The following is an 18,885-nucleotide window of genomic DNA, read 5'->3' as shown; positions in this document are numbered from 1 at the left end:
ACCATAATAATAATTTAGGTGTCTGAGTGTAGCAATTTCATAGTCTAGATGAATTTTTTCGCGATACAAAATAAATAGGTTCGATTTGTGATAAATGTCAATGATAATTTTCATTATCCACCTAAATTAGTGGCTATTATTGAAAACTTATTTTATGATTAAAAATAACTTATCTACTGGATTTAGCTGTATAGCTAATAGAGAATCGATACTCCCTGAAATTTCCTATAGTTAGTTAATAAAAAGTCAGGGGCATAGCAACTCAAAATAGCAAAGTTACATGCTGGCGATTGAGTACAATCGCTGATTTGCAACAAATGTCATGTAACTTAAGCCATAAAGAGTATGGCGATCTTTCAGATTTCATAGAATTAACAGACTGTTACTAGAGGTAAAGTATCATGAGGCTTCTCCCACTAAAAACTGCTCACGACGTTGGGATTTGGTCTGCACAATATATTGCAGATAAAATCAACGCTTTTAACCCAACAGCCGAGCGCCCTTTTGTTTTAGGTTTGCCGACCGGTGGAACTCCGCTTGCGACATACAAAGCGCTTATCGCGTTGTATCAAGCAGGCAAAGTGAGCTTTAAACATGTTGTAACGTTCAACATGGACGAATATGTGGGTATCCCAGAAGATCATCCGCAAAGTTACCATACTTTTATGCATGAAAACTTCTTTAACCATATTGATATTCAAAAAGAAAATATCAATTTGCTAAATGGTAACGCATCGGATGTGGATGCTGAATGCCAACGCTACGAAGATAAAATTAAGTCTTATGGCAAAATTAATCTATTTATGGGTGGTGTCGGTAATGATGGTCATATTGCCTTTAATGAACCCGGCTCATCATTACGCTCTCGTACTCGTATCAAAACATTAACCCCCGAGACGCGCATCGCTAACTCACGTTTCTTTGATAATGATGTCAATCAAGTACCGAAGTTTGCCCTTACTGTAGGTGTCGCAACATTAATGGATGCGGAAGAGCTGATGGTATTGGCAACGGGTGCCAACAAAGCCAACGCCGTTCAAGCTGCGGTTGAAGGTTCAGTCAATCATTTATGGACTATCAGTTGTGTGCAAATGCACCAAAAAGCATTGATCGTCTGTGATGAACCCGCAACGCTTGAGCTAAAAGTAAAAACACTCAAATATTTTACTCAGCTAGAATCTGACATTATCGAAAAATTTAACTCATAATCATTCGATCACCCGACCTGTGGAAGCAGGTCGGTGACCCGATGTTTTATCTCTCCAGAAGTCAGGAGCCAAATACCATGTACGCATTAACCCATTGTATTATTTATACAGGTCATGAAAGATTAGATAACCATGCTGTCATCATAGATGGTGCTCTTATTAAAGATATCTGCCCATTAGATGAACTTCCCTCTGATATCGAGCAGCACGATTTACAAGGTGCTATTCTTTCTCCCGGCTTTATTGATTTACAAGTCAATGGCTGTGGTGGCGTCCAATTCAATGATAACAAAGAAAATGTGACATTGAAGCATCTGGAGATAATGCAAAAAGCCAATGAGCGTTCTGGGTGCACAAGTTTTCTACCAACCTTAATTACCTGTTCCGATGAACTGATGAAGCATGGTGTAGAAGTGATGACGGAGTACTTAAAAACACATCGTCATCAAGCGCTCGGCCTACACTTAGAAGGCCCTTACATCAACATCGTGAAAAAAGGCACGCATAATCCTGAATTCATTCGTCAGCCTTCTGCGCAAATGATTGATTATTTAGCCGCTCATGCAGATGCGATTACCAAGGTCACCTTAGCACCGGAAATCGTGGGTGAGTCTTATATTCGCCAATTGACCAATGCTGGCATTATCGTTTCTGCGGGCCATTCAAATTCAACTTACGAAGAAGCGCGCCTCGGCTTTAAAGCGGGTATCCGTTTCTCAACCCATCTCTTTAATGCCATGCCATATATTTCAGGTCGCGGACCTGGTTTAGTAGGGGCAATTTATGATACTCCAGAAGTGTACGCTGGCATTATCGCAGATGGTCTTCATGTACAATGGGCAAATATTCGTAACAGTAAACGGTTGAAAGGTGATAAATTAGTTTTAGTTACGGACGCTACCGCGCCTGCTGGTATTGATCCTCAAACTGGTGAAATGGATCATTTTATCTTTGCAGGCAAAACCATATACTACCGGAATGGATTATGTGTTGATGAGAACGGAACCCTCAGTGGATCGTCACTAACCATGATTGAAGCAGTTAAAAATACGGTAGAACATGTCGGTATCGCATTAGATGAAACATTAAGAATGGCAACACTTTACCCCGCTAGAGCGATTGGCGTCGAATCCCACTTAGGGTCTATCGCGCCGGGTAAAGTTGCGAACTTAACTGCGTTTAACCACGACTTCCAAATCCTTTCAACCTATGTCAACGGAGAGGAAGTCTACAAAAAATGAGTATATAGCTGATGAACCATAGTCACTCGCTAAAGCAAATTGGTAATATTGATCTGGTAAAACAACTCAACGGTGCCGTGGTATATAGCCTCATTGACCAACATGGTCCTATATCTCGCATCCAAATTGCAGAGCAGAGCCAACTTGCCCCCGCAAGTGTCACTAAAATTACTCGTCAGCTACTTGAGCGCGGCCTCATTAAAGAAGTCGACCAGCAAGCCTCTACAGGGGGGCGACGTGCCATATCTATCGTATCAGAGCATAAAAACTTTCATACGATAGGTGTGCGCTTAGGTCGTTATGATGCCACTATCGCCCTTTATGATTTAAGCGGCAAGCTACTTGTCGATGCCCACTATCCAATCTCAGCGCCTTCTCAGCAAGCGGTAGAGCAAAAACTGATTGAAGCGATAGAAGACTTTATTGCGCTCAATCAACGCCGTCTTAAAGAGCTTATAGCCATCTCAGTCATTTTACCCGGCCTCGTTAGCCCACACAGCGGCATTGTTCACTATATGCCACACATTAAAGTGGATAACTGGCACCTTATTGATAATTTGCAGTCTCATTTCAAAATTACCTGCTATGTTGGGCACGACATCCGTAGCCTTGCCTTAGCAGAAAGCTACTTTGGAGCCACAAAAGATTGCAAAGATTCACTACTTGTTCGGATCCACCGCGGTGCAGGTGCCGGACTGGTCATTGATAATGAAATCTTACTAAATCACCGTGGTAACCTCGGTGAAATCGGTCATATCCAAGTGGACCCTCTAGGTGATTTGTGCCATTGCGGTAATTTTGGTTGCCTCGAAACTATCGCCTCAAATCAAGCTATTGAAAACCGTGTTCAACAGCGCCTAGAACAAGGTTTTACTAGCTCACTCACACTAGAACGTTGCTCTATACAGCATATCTGCCAAGCTGCAAATAAAAATGACCCTCTGGCGACAGAGGTGATACAGCATGTCGGCCGCCAAATCGGTAAAGCCATTGCTATCGCAATCAACCTGTTTAACCCTGAAAAGGTGGTTATTGCAGGTGATATTACGGAAGCCGAGCAAGTCCTACTGCCAGCTATCCAAAGTTGTATCGATACCCAAACACTCAAAGAGTTCCGTGAAAACTTACCGGTAGTTACCTCACAATTAGTGCATACCTCGGCAATCGGCGCCTTCGCCTTAACAAAACGCGCTATGCTCAATGGGGAATTGCTCCAAAAACTCCTTGATAACTGATCTCACAATCCCACCAGCAAAAACCAGAAACTGTTGCTCCATTTCTGGTTTTTGCTCTGGATTAGATTCTTTTTCCTTAACGCCAAAAACAGGCAAATCGTGCGTTGATAGATCTTTTGGATCACCATTTCACTGTTAGTTTGGCATCCCAACATATTAAGATGGATACAATTACTCTCACGTGACATGTCACAGTTTTTTCGATGAATGACTTGTTTTTTGCTGTCTTTATCGACAAAATGATTATTCATCAAACAAACGGACGCATTTTCACAAAAATAGTGAAAAAAGCAGTTGACTGTCTTAGCTGTAATTAGCATAATGCGCCCCGCAACGCCGATGAAGGTAATGCAAAAAAGATGGCTATGTAGCTCAGCTGGTTAGAGCACAACACTCATAATGTTGGGGTCACAGGTTCGAATCCCGTCATAGCCACCATGTTTGCGGGAGTGGCGAAATTGGTAGACGCACCAGATTTAGGTTCTGGCGCCGCGAGGTGTGCGAGTTCAAGTCTCGCCTCCCGCACCATTTCCTTCTCGGTTATTGAATTTAAGATTGGGGTATCGCCAAGCGGTAAGGCACCAGGTTTTGATCCTGGCATTCCCAGGTTCGAATCCTGGTACCCCAGCCATCTTAAATTAACGAATTTAGAAGACATCCTCGGATGGGGTATCGCCAAGCGGTAAGGCACCAGGTTTTGATCCTGGCATTCCCAGGTTCGAATCCTGGTACCCCAGCCATATTCTCCTCTTCGTAGGTTGTCTTGAATCCCATGCAGTGAAGTTAAAAAAGCAGTTTTACTGTATGACATGGCTATGTAGCTCAGCTGGTTAGAGCACAACACTCATAATGTTGGGGTCACAGGTTCGAATCCCGTCATAGCCACCATGTTTTGCGGGAGTGGCGAAATTGGTAGACGCACCAGATTTAGGTTCTGGCGCCGCAAGGTGTGCGAGTTCAAGTCTCGCCTCCCGCACCATCCCTAACTAGGGATAAAAAATCTGATATATTGGGGTATCGCCAAGCGGTAAGGCACCAGGTTTTGATCCTGGCATTCCCAGGTTCGAATCCTGGTACCCCAGCCATCTCCCCCCTACTCCACTTCAAAGTAAAATTTTCACCTAATATACCTTTGGGCTATCCCTTATACTTTCTCAAAAGAGACAACTTCATTTATCACTCAAGCTCAGTTACAGGTTTGCATCATCTATTTTTCTGAGCCTTAAGTAGACCAATGTACAGCCATTTCAGATACTATTTTCGTTCCGTATACCCACTTAGTGTTCGTCAGCGGCAAAACAATGAACAGCACCTATCGTATAGATGACCTTGAGATATTTTCAGAGAAACAAAAATAATCAGACAGTGTATCCATTACAGTGTCATCCCTGTAACCAAATCTTATTGCCTGATTTATTCTCCTGTTCATCTAGCTCAATAAACAGGTTTCAAACCTACCATAAACACATCGTAGTGTTTTAAGCGGCATAGTGCTTTGCTTGAGGATAGAGGCTATTTGATGCTTCAAGAAAGCCCATTAGCCCATCGACACGAGCAATAAGGAGATCGCTTACCCCGAGAATTTGCCGTTTAATCACCACAGAAAGCCATAAATTACCATTCCACTTTCATAGAGGTAGAGCTGCTTATCTTTTAAATTTGAAACGAGAGCAATTTAAGCAGCCTTCTTCACATCGCCGACGTCTTCTTTCACTTTATATAGGATGGGGCGTATAAAGCGTTTCTTGTGGCTTCTGTTGCCACTGCTTTGGCGCACGCGGATAGTCGCGGCTGAGTCGCTTATTCTTAGAGCAAAAAGATGCTTAATTTTGTTTGATAGCCCTCAGCGCTTATTGGCTAGCTAAGCTAACTAGGGAGCCATTGATTCACCAGACTATCAGGTACAATAGTTTTGACTTACTCTAACGCCTTTTGCTGTATATCAAACACCAGAGAGAAATCATCTAACAGCAAAACCCTGTAGCCATTCCCTTTGGTATGTCAGCATTTTTCGCAGAAAACAAAAATATCTATATTTTATCCGCATACCTATCAGGTAATAACAAGGTAGCATTATTGACACGTTTTAATGAGAAATCATTGACTCATTACAAAATTGTTTCTCCCGTGATATCTCACGATCTTTGATTTATCTTAATAATTTTCCGTTAAGAATTAACACTGATGATATTAATACTTAGTTCGTTGGGCTAGCTCAAAACTGAGTTAGCCCAATTAACATTTCTATTAAAAATTTATTATTTTGTTATTAATGAATTATAATCCTTTATCAAGGATTCATAGTTTATAAAAATCGTATCAATATCATTCGACACATTCTTGCCTTCCTTAGCTTTTTTCTCTAACACTTTTAATTCGATAACAATTTGTTGATATTTTCTTAAATATTCTTTAACTGCATAATCTGAGCTTTTTATGTTTTCTTTATTGAGTAACACTTCATTGCCGAATAATTTTTCTAACTCGACTGACTCAGCTTCAATTTTAGCAATTTCATCAGAAAGTACTTTCAAATCAATTTTCTCTGGCTCCATTGACTCAATAGTATTAGACAGTAGATCCAATGAGTTCATAATTTGAAAACGAATAATTAAGCCTTTTTCCTTCACTAATTTAAGCTCTTCAACATGCATATCTTGATAATAATTTTCATATGCATTTTCTAATTTTTCTTTTTCATCAATAAGTTTGATGTAGGCTTTTTTAGCATCGTCGTATAACACTTGCATTTGCGCATAATCATCTAAACGATATGTTTTTTTGATAATGGCATAATCACCTAATTTTATCATTTTTTCATATAAATCAACATAACTTTTACCATAAGCAATACCTGCAGCGTCTAATTCAGGGATCTCTGGGGAAAGCGTCGCCATATAATCAAATGCTTCTTTGATATTATTTAGTTCTGAATTATTGAAATGCATTGAAAAAGTAATGTCCAATGACAGTAAGCTTCCACTTATTTCTGCCCTATTTTTTAGATCCGTTTTGTTATCAATTGCTTTAAAAGCCGGAAGGTTAAGTGTCATATTTTTATCAGAACTGAATGAATCTAATACACTTTTTGTATTATTTAAAATATTAGGATTTAAACCACCTGATATCACTGATGTTTTTTTCCTTATTATATTGCCAAATTCCTCCTCAATGGCATATGTCCATAAATTACCTTTTTCAATCTTTTGGGCCAATTTAGCTTCATTGAAGTTAGTGTTTTTCTGTTTTGACTCAGATTGTTCTGCTTTATTTTTCTGAGATGGAGTGGTATTTGAGCTTTCATTAGAATCATTACACCCCGTAACTGATATTAATAAAAGGCTTAATATCGAAACTAATATTTTCTTTTTCATAATCCCTCTGCATATTATTAGTTTTTTACTTCCAAGTAATTATCATAGCTCTTTTTTACGAGTAAAAAAACAATGAGCTTAACACTATCCTTCACACTCCTATTTTTTAATAACAAAGAAGATTAACATTTACGGTATTACATTTGACAATATTTCACAGTAATACATTAAAGATAAAAAAGAGCCGATCAGTATTCTCAATTTTTCAGTAACTATTTGAATGGCTTGTGCTGAAAATAAAAGAAGTGTGCTCGTAGTCAATTTTATTCAATATCTTAGTTTGGTGCTTTCTCACTTGTTGAGATTCGAAAGCAGCCTTATGTCACATGAGGTCTTTACTCCAACATTCCCCATATGAGCTTCACTAGGCTTGTTGTTCGACAGGTTCCGCAGATAATGTGGCGTCATTGCGTTATTTAATCAATGAAGTCAAAATACTATCCTCTTAAAATACTTTTAGGATTTTACCGAAAATGAAAGATTGTGCCATGCATCATTCCTTTTTAATGTGTTTACTGAAATGACACAAAATATCTATCACACCTGAAAAAAGTATATTATAAAAGATATTTCAAATTGCTCGAACGGTATGCCCGAGCAGCTCTACAACTTCTTAGTGATACCAATCCAGTTTCGCGCATAGGTAAACGAACAAGTAGAAGAGAAAAACGAATATTACAATCTGGAAAAGTGCAATTAACTTTTATTTTACTCTCATTCTAATTAGCACTTTTCTCATTTTCATGTTTTCAATAAGAGATGTGAATTATGCCGTTAAATCGGGCTTATTACGCGATTAAGATAGCAGCCATTGCAAAACAACTGCGTCATGCTGGATTAATTAACCATACACTGAATTTGCCCATTATTTACCTACCAGGTATTTTAGGAAGTCAGTTATACGATAGGCAAAAAAAAACCTTAATTTGGGGAGACTATCGTAGCTTAATTCGACAGAATCATTATCAATATACGGACTCCGCTGCTCATATTGGTGTCCAACAACTACACAGCTTCTCAGTTATTCCTGGTTTAATCGAGAATTTAATCACCGCACCGTTAAAGCAGCTCTTAGAAAAAGCATTAGGCTATCGCGATGGTATTGACCTATTTTTCCTTGCATATGATTGGCGTGCAGATCACCGCCATTTAGCCGCTCAACTTGACGCCAAAATCCATCAAGTAAAACAACGTTATGGGGAGCAGCAAAAAATATTACTGATTGCTCATTCATCATCAAACTGTGCGATCCGCTACTATCTACAACAATCGGCAACACAAAAAAATCGCGACAGTATTGCTAAATGGTATGCTTTTGGTCCTCCTTGGGTTGGAACATTTCAATCTTTAGCCTTGATTCAATCGGGGTATTACCCAGCAGGGAAACTCTTTCATGGGTTTTCTGCTGATGATATTGCCAGTTGCCCTAGTGCCTACCAGCTGCTCCCTAGCTCTCCTCAAGTCATAGATAAAAAAGGTAATCTAGTCGAAGAATTTGATATTTATGATGAAGAATGCTGGAAAAGCTTCTCTCTCGGCCCTTATCGCTCACCCACAGCCAATATCTCTGCCTCCACGGAACACCTACGTGAAGAGCTAGCAAATAACCTAATGAGTGCAAAAGCCTTTAGTCAATGTGTGTCTGTACGCCATGCCGCCGAACAGTCAGTTTCTCAAACCTGGTTTTTGAGTGATAACCATCAAACAGTCAAATGCGCCGTCTATGACCAAGGGCAACTATTTTTGAACGCAAAAGCGATACAAAAGCACTACCCTAATTTAGTTGAACAGGCGCTCACCAAAGGCGATGACCACCTTCCGATCGATGGTTTACTTAAAGGATGGGAGCACCCCATTTTATGTGAAACAGAAACACCGCCATTAGGTGAAAATTATGTGTTTATTAATCAAGCTCGCACTCACCGAGGATTAGTTGGACATATTCCTAATTTACGCACGCTCGCTTTTGATATTGCGACATTAAATCAAAAAGCGTGCTGATTAAGATGGCTTTCCGTTCGGACTTATCTCAAATATGTATTAAGTGAGCTCATATATAACTTTATCCGTAGATAAACATACATAATGATAAACAGCTAAACACTTATGATGTCGCAATTTAATGTGACACTGGCAAGATTGATTATTCGAATTTTATGTGTGTTTTTCAGGTATACACAAAGGTAAAAAAGTCTCATGGGTCAAAATAAAGAAGTACCTTTAGTTCTTGCAGGGAAGCCATTGCCCCTTTATTACCGCATAGTTTCATCAACTATTCGTCGCATATACTACCCAAATTGTTCCCTTGTCGGTCATGTGCCACTACAGCAAACTAATAAACCAACTCTCTTTTTGTGTAGTCATCGCAACAGTGCCTTTGATGGCTATTTAACCTTAAAAGTCTCTCCACTGGGGCAAGCACTCGCATCCATCCAACTGCTCAATAGCTTTATCATGCGCCTTTATTTCACGGGTATTCCCGTCGTACGCAAAAAAGATAAAGAACGTTTAGGGATCAGTGCAAGCAGCTTCGAAAACCCGGTTGATGCGGGTGTTGAGCATCTCAAAGCAGGAGGCTCACTGTTTCTCTTCCCAGAGGGAAGTAGTGAATGGGGCCACCGACCATTGCCTTATCAACGTGGTGCAGCACGGATCATTCGCACTTTACTCTCTCAACAGATTGAATTTAATATCGTGCCATTAGGGCTGTTTTATGCCATGCCCGACCGCTTTGCGAGTCATGCCGAAATCTATGTTGGCAAACCAATCCAGATTACTGCCCAAGAAAATGAAGAGTCCGATCGCGAATGGGAAAAACGCATCCATACTCAAATCTCACAATCTCTGGATGATGTTTCCGTTAATTGCCCTGATGAAGAAACCTTTAAACACGCTGAACAGTATGCTAGCCACGCTTTCATGCAAGGCGATTCCTATGCAGAGGCATTTTTACGTTACCAACACAACCCAACACCCCAATTACTTCCCGACGCTCGCCCCTCAACTCACAGTACAACTTGGCGTTGGCTTGGCTTCTTTTTAATGTTTATCTTTATTCCTATTTTACTGGCCTCTCGGTTTGCAGCGACTTATGCCGATGCACGTAACACCATCACTTTTTTTAAAATATTAGGAGGAGGATTAGCCAGTTTAGTTTGGTTACCCTTACTTGCTTGTTTTACCTTCATCTGGCCTACGGTACTTATTCCGAGTTTTATCAGTGCCTTTATTGGTTATAAAATTATTCAATACAAAGGCTCTGCTCCATGCTAAAAACACACTATCTACATTTATTTAATCGGCTATTTGCCATTCAATTATTTATTATCTGGCTTTTAGGGTGCATTGGGGTTTTTGGCTCAGATCTGACAGAGACTCTTTGGCCATCGGTACTCACTGGCGGCATCTTTTGGATCCTATTAGTCGCCTGTAGCAAACTTCCCAAATGGCAATCCCCGCGTTTCTATTGGGTAGGTTTATTACAACTTATCGCTTGCTGGTCCATCTTCCCACTGTTTAAAGCCATTCGAATTCATTTTTATTCATGGAGCGCGGATCATCTCTTATACACCATAGACTGTTATCTTTGGCTTAATAAAAGCCTTCCAGAGCATATGATCGCTCTTCAAGCCCCATGGTTCAGTGAGTTAATTGCTTTTTGTTATTTCAGCTTTTACTTTTTAGTTATTGGTAGTGCTCTATTTTTCTTTTTACAACGCAAAAAAAACACCTCTGAGCATTACTTTTTGGGCTTAATGTTGATGTATTTTTTTGGATTTATTGGCTATTTCATTTTGCCTGCTGTCGGGCCATACGGTGCTTTCCCAACATTATTTACTTACCCTGTCCACAATGGTGCAATGACCCTTTTTCTGACGGGTATGGTGGAAAAAGGGATCACTGGAATGGATGTTTTCCCAAGCTTACACACAGGGATCACCCTGTATATCGTTGGTTTTTTATTCAAAACAGGCTACCGAAAAATCGCATGGTGCCTAACCCCTTTAGCAGCAGGTCTCATTGTTGCAACGGTTTATCTTCACTACCACTACGGTATCGACGTCATTGTTGGTGCTTTGTTGGCATTACTTGTACTGCATTTCCTATTTAAGAAAAAGAAGGTGGAAAATGGAACTCATCTATAGTCTAAATGATACTCAAGCGGCAGATATTGCTATCAGTGGTGGTAAAGGGGCTAGTTTGGCAAAAACAATCCAAGCCCTCCCTGTTCCTGACGGCTTAATCCTCTCTTGCGAAGCCTACAAGCAATTCATTTCCCCTTTATTTGGACAAATTAGTTCACTCCTTGCTCAACACCCTGACAATGAACAAAATGCCAGCGAATCTATCCGACAACTCATACTCTCGGCGCCATTGCCTGATAGCCTGACCACCCTGTTATCAACCCGCTTACATGATAGTCAATTAACTCATGTTCCTCTGGCTGTGCGCTCTTCAGGGACACTAGAGGATATGCCAGGAGCCGCATTTGCAGGCCAACACGATACTATTTTAGGCGTACGCGATCTCCCGTCGCTTCATGATGCGATCCGCCAATGCTATGCTTCCCTTTGGCATACCCATGTCATGCTTTATCGACAACATTTACAGTTACCCCATCAACATGCCGCGATGGCGGTTGTATTACAGCGTATGGTAGACGTACGTGAAAATGAAGCCGCCGGGGTTGCCTTCTCAATTGATCCTGTACGGGGTAATTTATCATCTGTACTGATTAACGCTGCCTTTGGATTAGGAGAAACCGTTGTTGGTGGTGAAGAGCCTATTGATGAATACCAAGTTGATCGCGATTCCTTGCAAGTCGTTCACCAAGAAATCGCCGAGAAGCAGCGTGCAATTGTTATGACCGATAAGGGAACGGACATACTCCCTTTAGTGAGCCCAGCCAAAAATCAAACAACACTAACTTCTGAACAGTGCCAAGCAGTCGCCGAGCTCGCCATTCGTGCAGAGCAATATTTTCAGTTCCCTCAAGATATTGAGTGGGCATTTCATGACCAACAATTATGGTTATTACAATCACGTAATGTGACTCAAATTGCCCCAATTTGGACACGCGACGAGTCGGCAGAACGTTTCCCTAATCCAATCACACCTTTGACATGGGATATGTGTGAGGCGGGTTTCCATGCCTCTTTGAACTACAGTTTAAATTTAATGGGGCTACCTTCCTTTAATGGTAAATGGTTCACGATGAAAGATTATTATATTTATGGTAACCAAAACGCCGTTGCGCTTTACCATAACCGTCTTCCTACATCAATGATGAATGATTTACCCACTCTCTTATCTTCATTGCCTGAAATTGCCCGTAAATTTGCATGGGTACAAGAGCTACCTATTACTTGGATGCGAGACCTCGACCGATATTTGATTGGAATTGGCGCCCTTAACCAAGAGCCTCTCCAAGAGAAAAAATTGAGTGAACTGTGGGATTACATACAAAGGATCAATAAATTAGGCTCTGATTACTTTTTACCGAACATTGCGATTTCACTTACTCAACGCTCATTATACGCAGCCTTAATCGCCTTACTGAAAATGCTTTATCAAGGGGATGAACAGTTAGCTCATAAGACACTTGATAGTCTAATTGCAATGTCAGAGACCAAAACAGGGCAAGTGAATAACGAATTATGGAGCTTATCACGCCTTGTTCGCCATGATGCGAAATTATTTGCGCTATTAAAAGCTATCGATGCAGGTTCAATTATGGATACATTGAAGCAAGCGCATCCCGACTTTTTCACTGAATTTACCGCATTTTTAACTAACCATGGTCATCGTGAAATGGACTTTGATGCCTACCACCCTACATGGCTAGATGCCCCTCATATTGTTCTTACACAAATAAGCGCAATGGCGGATTTAGAAAATGATGGACAAACCAGCGATGCGTTAAGTAAAAAAATTGCTCAGTCAAAAACCGAATTTGAGATCATCTCGCAAACGCCAGAAGAGTTGCGTTATTTTATGCAAGAGTTAATTAGGTTGGCGCGGGTATACACTGCATTAGATGATTTAGAGCATTACCAAACCACTCGCCTGGCTTTACCTATGCGCCGGGGCTTACATGCCCTAGGTGAGCGCTTGGTGATCCGCGGTGTCATTGATCAAGCCTCGGATATCTATTTTGCGAAAGAACAGCAGTTAGCAGACGCTATTAACGCTGAAACTACTCAAGCATTTAGCGAATTACGCCAACATATAAGCAGCAACAAAGCAGGCTATGAACAGGCTAGAAGTACAACACCGCAATGGGTTTATGGCGAAATATCAGAAGAAACCGAAGACGATGGGTCATCCCTAAAAGGGTTAGCTGGCAGCGCAGGCACCGTTGAAGGTGAAGTCTTTTTAGTTCATGGGCCTGAAGATTTTGCCCAATTCCCTCAAGGCGCGATTTTGGTTGCTCGTACCACCAATCCTGCATGGACAGCACTTTTTTATCGAGCAAGTGGCGTTATCACCGAAAGTGGTGGCCCGCTTTCTCACGGCGCAGTAACCGCTCGCGAATTAGGATTACCGGCGGTTATGGGTATCCGTCGTGTGATGAATACGCTTAAAAATGGTCAGCGTGTTAAAGTCGACGGTCAAAAAGGTATTGTTGAGCTGCTATAATCACGTATTCAATTCACTGGATAAGCTATGTTTATGATGACCTTATAGACGATGGCTTTATTCAGTGAATTGAACTTTTTGTTATAACTAATAACTACAAAGAATAACGAGCCGAATGGCCTAAATGGATATCTTTTCTCTTTTCCGCTTATCAGTACAGAAAAGTATCTCAAGATTAGGCTACGCCTGCTCTGGATGCTTGCTACTCCCTGTTTGACCTCTTTGTATCATCTCATCTTACTTCTCTATTTTTGACTTTCGAATAGTTATCTACACTTATCATTTAGCTTCGAAAAGTAACACTTAGTTAATTTTATTTACCTTTAGATAACTTCATTATCGAATATGTGACTTTAATCATTTTATCGTAACTAATAATAGTGATAATCTCCGCGTGAATTTTGGTTAGACTCGGTTAATGGCGTCAGGAGCACTCTGCCTTCTGCCATGACTCAAATTTCATCCAACCTATCATTCCCAAAATAAAAACGTTCTCAAATCCTAATAATTATAATTTGCAGTGATGCAATATTTTACAGAGAAGATTTATGCAAAACATTATAAAACAACCACTCTATAAGATCCTTTATGTCCAAGTTATTGTTGCCATTTTATTTGGTATCGCACTTGGTCACTTTTTCCCTGATATTGGAGAATCCTTAAAACCACTCGGTGATGCTTTCATTAAAATTGTTAAGATGATCATCGCACCTGTTATTTTCTTAACCGTTGTTACTGGTATAGCCGGTATGAGCAATATGAAGGCGGTTGGTAGCGTTGCAGGGAAAGCGATGCTTTATTTCATCACTTTCTCGACTATCGCACTGATTATCGGCCTAATTGTCGCGAATATCATTCGTCCCGGTGCGGGGCTTAACATTGACCCAGCAACACTCGATAGCAGTAAAGTGGCAGGATATGTAGAAAAAGCCCATGAATCCTCTATTGTTGGCTTTTTAATGAATATCATTCCTGATACCGTTATTAGCCCGCTCGTTAACGGTAATATTCTGCAAGTACTGTTTATTGCCGTCATTTTTGGTTTGGCTCTTGCTGCAACGGGTAAGCATGGCGAGCCTATCGTTAAATTACTGCAAAACTTCTCAGAGCCTGTCTTTAAGATGGTTGCCATGCTGATGAAACTTGCTCCTATTGGTGCATTCGGAGCCATGGCATTTACTATAGGTAAGTACGGTATTTCTTCAATCGGCAACTTAATGATGCTGATTATGACCTTCTATATCACATCATTACTGTTCGTTCTGATAGTGCTTGGTGCTGTCGCTAAATATAATGGCTTTTCGATCATTCAACTGATCAAATACATTAAAGATGAACTATGGCTAGTATTAGGTACCTCATCATCTGAAGCCGCATTGCCTAGCTTAATGAGAAAAATGGAACATGCTGGATGTGAAAAATCCGTAGTTGGCTTGGTTATCCCAACAGGTTACTCATTTAACCTTGATGGAACCAACATCTACATGACCATGGCCGCACTATTTATTGCTCAAGCGACAAATATTGATCTGACTATTTGGGAACAAATCTCACTGTTACTGGTTGCAATGATCAGTTCTAAAGGTGCAGCAGGTGTGACAGGCGCTGGCTTTATTACCTTGGCAGCGACTCTAATGGTGGTGCCAAGCATTCCTGTTGCAGGCATGGCTTTGATTCTAGGTATCGACCGTTTCATGTCTGAGTGTCGTGCACTAACTAACTTAGTGGGTAATGCTTGTGCTTGTATCGTCGTTGCTCGTTGGGAAAAAGAGTTAGATACTGAAAAATTAGCCAATGCGTTTGCCGCAAAAGGCGAAAGCATTGATTCAATTATTACTGAAGAAAATTTTGATGTTGTAGCTGACCAACCAAAACCGGTGGATATTAGCAAAAAATAAACAGCGTATTTGTTAACTGCAAATAAGTTGGTTACCGCTCAAGTCATTACAGCGCATATCATCTGCGCTGTAATCATCCATACGACTTTGAGTCGGTGTGTATTTTTTCAACATTAATCATTGCCCAAGTTCTTGCGATTATTGAGGTTCTCGTCAAACTTTCTAATCGCAACTTGGGCATTAATGCAATTTCTATCCGCAACTTAGGTTATTTAGGATGAAATTTATAATCCTAATGCGTATTTTAATGCGATTTTCTTCGCTTCACCGGCACGTTGAGCAGCCATAAGACCAAGGTTTCTTAACATTTTCAAGCCGGGTAGCGTTTCACTAAATGCCATATAAAATGCATCCATCCCCGCTTGCATGACTAAGTTATCTGGCAAGCGTCGACGTTGATAGCGTTTTAATACCTCTACGGAAGACCAAGGTTCAAGGTACTCTTTTGCCTGTGTAACCACTTTCAGCAAAACATCAACATCTCGATAGCCTAGGTTAACCCCCTGTCCTGCCAGTGGGTTTATGGTATGTGCGGCGTCGCCAACCAACGCAAGCCCCTCAATCACATAACGATTCGCATGGTGGCGTGTCAACGGAAATGCGCCGGAAGCATATGCGGTGACTTTCCCTAAACGCTCAGGAAAAGCTTCCGTAATCGCCCCAGTCAGTTGCTCCATCGACATTGATTGTAATCGGCGGATTTTGGCTGGGCTGTCATACCACACCAGCGAGGCCCAATGATCATAAAGCGGTAAAAATGCCCGAGGGCCTGACGGGAAAAATTGCTGCCATGTCTTATCTTGCTGCGGCCCAGCTGTTTGGACGGTGACCAACATGCAAGACTGGCGATATTGCCAACCACGGCTGCCAATTCCTGCTAATTTACGTACTTGGGAGTTTGCGCCATCCGCACCGATGACTAATTTCGCTTGTAGCTCACGCCCATCATCCAGAGAGACTACCCACTCTTTTTGGCCTTTAGGTTGATAAAGATACAGTAATTGAGCGGGGCAAATACGTTCAAGATTGGCGTATTTTTCGCACTCCTGCCACAGAGCCAGCTGCAATATTCGGTTTTCTACCATAAAACCAAGTTCAGGCAACCCTAAGTCATGGGCGTCAAAAACAACGTTGCTCCCTTCTTCTTCCCATGTTTCAAGTTGTCGATAAGGCGCACTGCGCATTGCTTCAACATGTTGCCAAGCACCTAACTGTTTAAGTAAATCGACAGAGGAACGGCTAATGGCAGAAATACGGACATCAGGAGCACTATTGGCGTCAAAAGCGGTTGGCTCTGCTTTTTCCAGTAATGCAACTCGCATCCCTTCTTGAGCAAACCCAAGAGCCGCGGCGGCACCAGTCATACCCGCACCAACGACGACAACATCATAATATTCTGTTAATTTATTCATTACATTAGCTACTATTAACTATTTGATTTACGTAGTGTACCGAAAAATTGTTACGCTGACAGGGAATATCTCTTTCAGAGACTCTGGTCACTGATGCTGCAAATGAATACAATACAGGTTAATCTTGAAAAAATAGGCGATAACCTGTCTTTGAGACCGCGTATTACATAGCCTTTGGGTACTAACTCAGGCTATTTTGGCATTTTTCATATCATAGAGTGATGTTTATGATCAAAAATGCGTGCGCCTTCCCAAAACGGGACAGGACTTTGGATTTATATCCATTATATTTCGAGCAACTACGCATAAAGGCTCTATGCTCAAAGTATAACGGGTATACAACGCGTTTCGGAGTCCATTATACTAAGCCACTTCGAAAACACCGGATATAGACATGTCGACGAATAAAAAGTTATATATTAAAACATGGGGCTGCCAAATGAATGAGTATGACTCATCAAAAATGGCTTCATTATTAGAAAGCACCCATGGTTATCAGATCACTGAGATTCCAGAAGAAGCGGATTTACTGCTGCTGAACACGTGTTCAATCCGTGAAAAAGCACAGGAAAAAGTTTTCCATCAGCTTGGTCGCTGGAAATCGTTCAAAGATAGCAACCCTGATATCATTATTGGTGTCGGCGGCTGTGTTGCGTCTCAAGAAGGTGATTTTATCCGCCAGCGCGCACCAAGCGTCGATATTGTTTTCGGTCCACAAACGCTACACCGTCTCCCTGAAATGATTAATCAGGTTAAAGGAAGCCGTAGCCCTGTTATCGATATCAGTTTCCCTGAAATTGAGAAATTTGACCGTCTGCCAGAACCACGCGCGGAAGGCCCTACCGCTTTTGTCTCCATCATGGAAGGCTGCAATAAATATTGCACATTCTGCGTTGTTCCTTATACACGCGGTGAAGAAGTTAGCCGTCCTTGTGATGATATCCTGTTTGAAATTGCTCAATTAGCGGCGCAGGGTGTACGTGAAGTAAACCTATTGGGTCAAAACGTTAACGCTTATCGTGGCGCAACATTTGATGGTGAAATCTGTACTTTTGCTGAATTAATTCGTTTGGTTGCCGCGATTGATGGTATCGACAGAATTCGTTTCACGACTAGCCATCCAATTGAATTTACTGATGACATCATTGAAGTCTATGAAGATACGCCTGAGCTAGTTAGCTTCCTACATTTGCCAGTGCAAAGCGGTTCAGATCGTATTTTGACATTAATGAAACGCGCACACACCGCACTTGAATACAAGGCTATCATCCGTAAATTACGTAAAGCACGTCCGGATATTCTCATTAGCTCTGACTTTATTGTTGGCTTCCCTGGTGAAACCAATGATGATTTTGAAAAAACCATGAAACTGATCGCTGATGTGAACTTCGATATGAGCTTTAGCTTTATCTACTCACCACGCCCAGGTACACCAGCCGCTGATCTACCCGATGACGTGAGCGAAGATGAGAAGAAACAGCGTCTCTATCTCCTTCAACAGCGCATAAACCAACAAGCAATGAGCTACAGCCGTGCTATGTTAGGTACGGTACAACGTATTTTAGTCGAAGGCCCTTCACGTAAAAACGTTATGGAGCTTTCAGGTCGTACAGAGAGCAACCGTGTTGTGAACTTTGAAGGTTCACCTGATATGATTGGCAAGTTTGTTGATGTAGAGATCGTTGACGTTTATGCCAATTCACTACGCGGTAAAGTGATCCGCACAGAAGACCAAATGGGCTTGCGCGTTCACGAATCACCCGCTTCTGTCATCGCACGTACTCGTAAAGAAGATGAGCTTGGTGTTGGTAGTTACCAACCCTAACGATAGGATACTCAGTGACCGATAAAAAACCGTTGCAAATCGCAACACAAGAA

At 41.3% G+C, this 18,885-nt stretch carries 12 protein-coding genes and 7 tRNA genes; 16 read left to right on the top strand and 3 right to left on the bottom strand.

The features are described from left to right. The first annotated feature begins 401 nt into the window (after window positions 1–401). From nagB to PSE69_RS11880, 10 genes are all read left to right on the top strand, one after another. The gene (nagB, locus tag PSE69_RS11925) at window positions 402–1,208 is read left to right on the top strand and encodes a glucosamine-6-phosphate deaminase (protein WP_004917685.1); all 807 of its coding nucleotides are present in this window, start codon (window positions 402–404) and stop codon (window positions 1,206–1,208) included. A gap of 77 nt (window positions 1,209–1,285) precedes the next feature. Further along, the gene (gene nagA, locus PSE69_RS11920; RefSeq protein WP_036943497.1) at window positions 1,286–2,449 is read left to right on the top strand and encodes an N-acetylglucosamine-6-phosphate deacetylase; all 1,164 of its coding nucleotides are present in this window, start codon (window positions 1,286–1,288) and stop codon (window positions 2,447–2,449) included. Between the two features lie 11 nt (window positions 2,450–2,460). Then, a complete protein-coding gene (nagC, locus tag PSE69_RS11915; protein WP_121874610.1) occupies window positions 2,461–3,684 on the top strand; it encodes a DNA-binding transcriptional regulator NagC in 1,224 nt (407 codons plus the stop codon). Window positions 3,685–4,045: 361 nt separating this feature from the next. Then, window positions 4,046–4,122 (top strand) — tRNA-Met (locus PSE69_RS11910). Between the two features lie 5 nt (window positions 4,123–4,127). Further along, window positions 4,128–4,212 (top strand) — tRNA-Leu (locus PSE69_RS11905). Window positions 4,213–4,240: 28 nt separating this feature from the next. Further along, window positions 4,241–4,315 (top strand) — tRNA-Gln (locus tag PSE69_RS11900). A 34-nt stretch (window positions 4,316–4,349) separates the two neighbouring features. Then, window positions 4,350–4,424 (top strand) — tRNA-Gln (locus tag PSE69_RS11895). A gap of 71 nt (window positions 4,425–4,495) precedes the next feature. Then, window positions 4,496–4,572 (top strand) — tRNA-Met (locus PSE69_RS11890). A gap of 6 nt (window positions 4,573–4,578) precedes the next feature. Beyond that, a tRNA-Leu gene (locus tag PSE69_RS11885) sits at window positions 4,579–4,663 on the top strand. A 31-nt stretch (window positions 4,664–4,694) separates the two neighbouring features. Next, window positions 4,695–4,769, top strand: a tRNA-Gln gene (locus tag PSE69_RS11880). A 1,173-nt stretch (window positions 4,770–5,942) separates the two neighbouring features. On the opposite strand, the gene PSE69_RS11875 is transcribed toward PSE69_RS11880, so the two are convergent. After that, window positions 5,943–7,058 (bottom strand): DUF3829 domain-containing protein, encoded by a 1,116-nt coding sequence (locus tag PSE69_RS11875; RefSeq protein WP_004917671.1) that lies wholly within the window; start codon window positions 7,056–7,058, stop codon window positions 5,943–5,945. A gap of 768 nt (window positions 7,059–7,826) precedes the next feature. Here PSE69_RS11875 and PSE69_RS11870 point away from each other — a divergent pair. The 5 genes from PSE69_RS11870 (at window position 7,827) to PSE69_RS11850 (ending at window position 15,595) form a co-directional block, all read left to right on the top strand. Beyond that, on the top strand, window positions 7,827–9,059 hold the full coding sequence (locus tag PSE69_RS11870) for a lipase/acyltransferase domain-containing protein (RefSeq protein ID WP_072502904.1): 1,233 nt from the start codon (window positions 7,827–7,829) through the stop codon (window positions 9,057–9,059). 195 nt (window positions 9,060–9,254) lie between these two features. After that, window positions 9,255–10,331 carry a lysophospholipid acyltransferase family protein gene (locus tag PSE69_RS11865; RefSeq protein WP_004917668.1) on the top strand — a complete coding sequence of 359 codons (1,077 nt, stop codon included), beginning with the start codon at window positions 9,255–9,257 and terminating at the stop codon, window positions 10,329–10,331. Next, window positions 10,325–11,203: a phosphatase PAP2 family protein gene (locus tag PSE69_RS11860; protein WP_121874612.1), complete on the top strand. Its 879-nt coding sequence runs from the start codon at window positions 10,325–10,327 to the stop codon at window positions 11,201–11,203. Before PSE69_RS11865 ends, PSE69_RS11860 begins: the two co-directional genes overlap by 7 nt. Beyond that, complete coding sequence (locus PSE69_RS11855) at window positions 11,187–13,697, top strand: PEP/pyruvate-binding domain-containing protein (protein ID WP_121874613.1); 2,511 nt, start codon at window positions 11,187–11,189, stop codon at window positions 13,695–13,697. Before PSE69_RS11860 ends, PSE69_RS11855 begins: the two co-directional genes overlap by 17 nt. 548 nt (window positions 13,698–14,245) lie before the next feature. After that, entirely contained in the window at window positions 14,246–15,595 is a 1,350-nt protein-coding gene (locus tag PSE69_RS11850; protein WP_004917663.1) for a dicarboxylate/amino acid:cation symporter, read from the top strand. Window positions 15,596–15,607: 12 nt separating this feature from the next. Here PSE69_RS11850 and PSE69_RS11845 read toward each other — a convergent pair whose 3' ends face one another. Together PSE69_RS11845 and ubiF are read right to left on the bottom strand one after the other, a co-directional pair. Continuing rightward, entirely contained in the window at window positions 15,608–15,709 is a 102-nt protein-coding gene (locus PSE69_RS11845) for a DUF3289 family protein (protein ID WP_219725107.1), read from the bottom strand. A gap of 110 nt (window positions 15,710–15,819) precedes the next feature. Next, complete coding sequence (ubiF, locus tag PSE69_RS11840) at window positions 15,820–17,007, bottom strand: 3-demethoxyubiquinol 3-hydroxylase (RefSeq protein WP_061064325.1); 1,188 nt, start codon at window positions 17,005–17,007, stop codon at window positions 15,820–15,822. Between the two features lie 394 nt (window positions 17,008–17,401). Between ubiF and miaB the strand changes: the two genes are divergently transcribed. Next, a complete protein-coding gene (miaB, locus tag PSE69_RS11835) occupies window positions 17,402–18,832 on the top strand; it encodes a tRNA (N6-isopentenyl adenosine(37)-C2)-methylthiotransferase MiaB (RefSeq protein ID WP_004917657.1) in 1,431 nt (476 codons plus the stop codon). Window positions 18,833–18,885 lie beyond the last annotated feature (53 nt).

The sequence above is a fragment of the Providencia sp. PROV122 genome (assembly GCF_028482365.1).
In the GTDB taxonomy this organism is placed as follows: domain Bacteria; phylum Pseudomonadota; class Gammaproteobacteria; order Enterobacterales; family Enterobacteriaceae; genus Providencia; species Providencia stuartii.
This window is presented reverse-complemented; position numbering and strand designations above follow the sequence as displayed.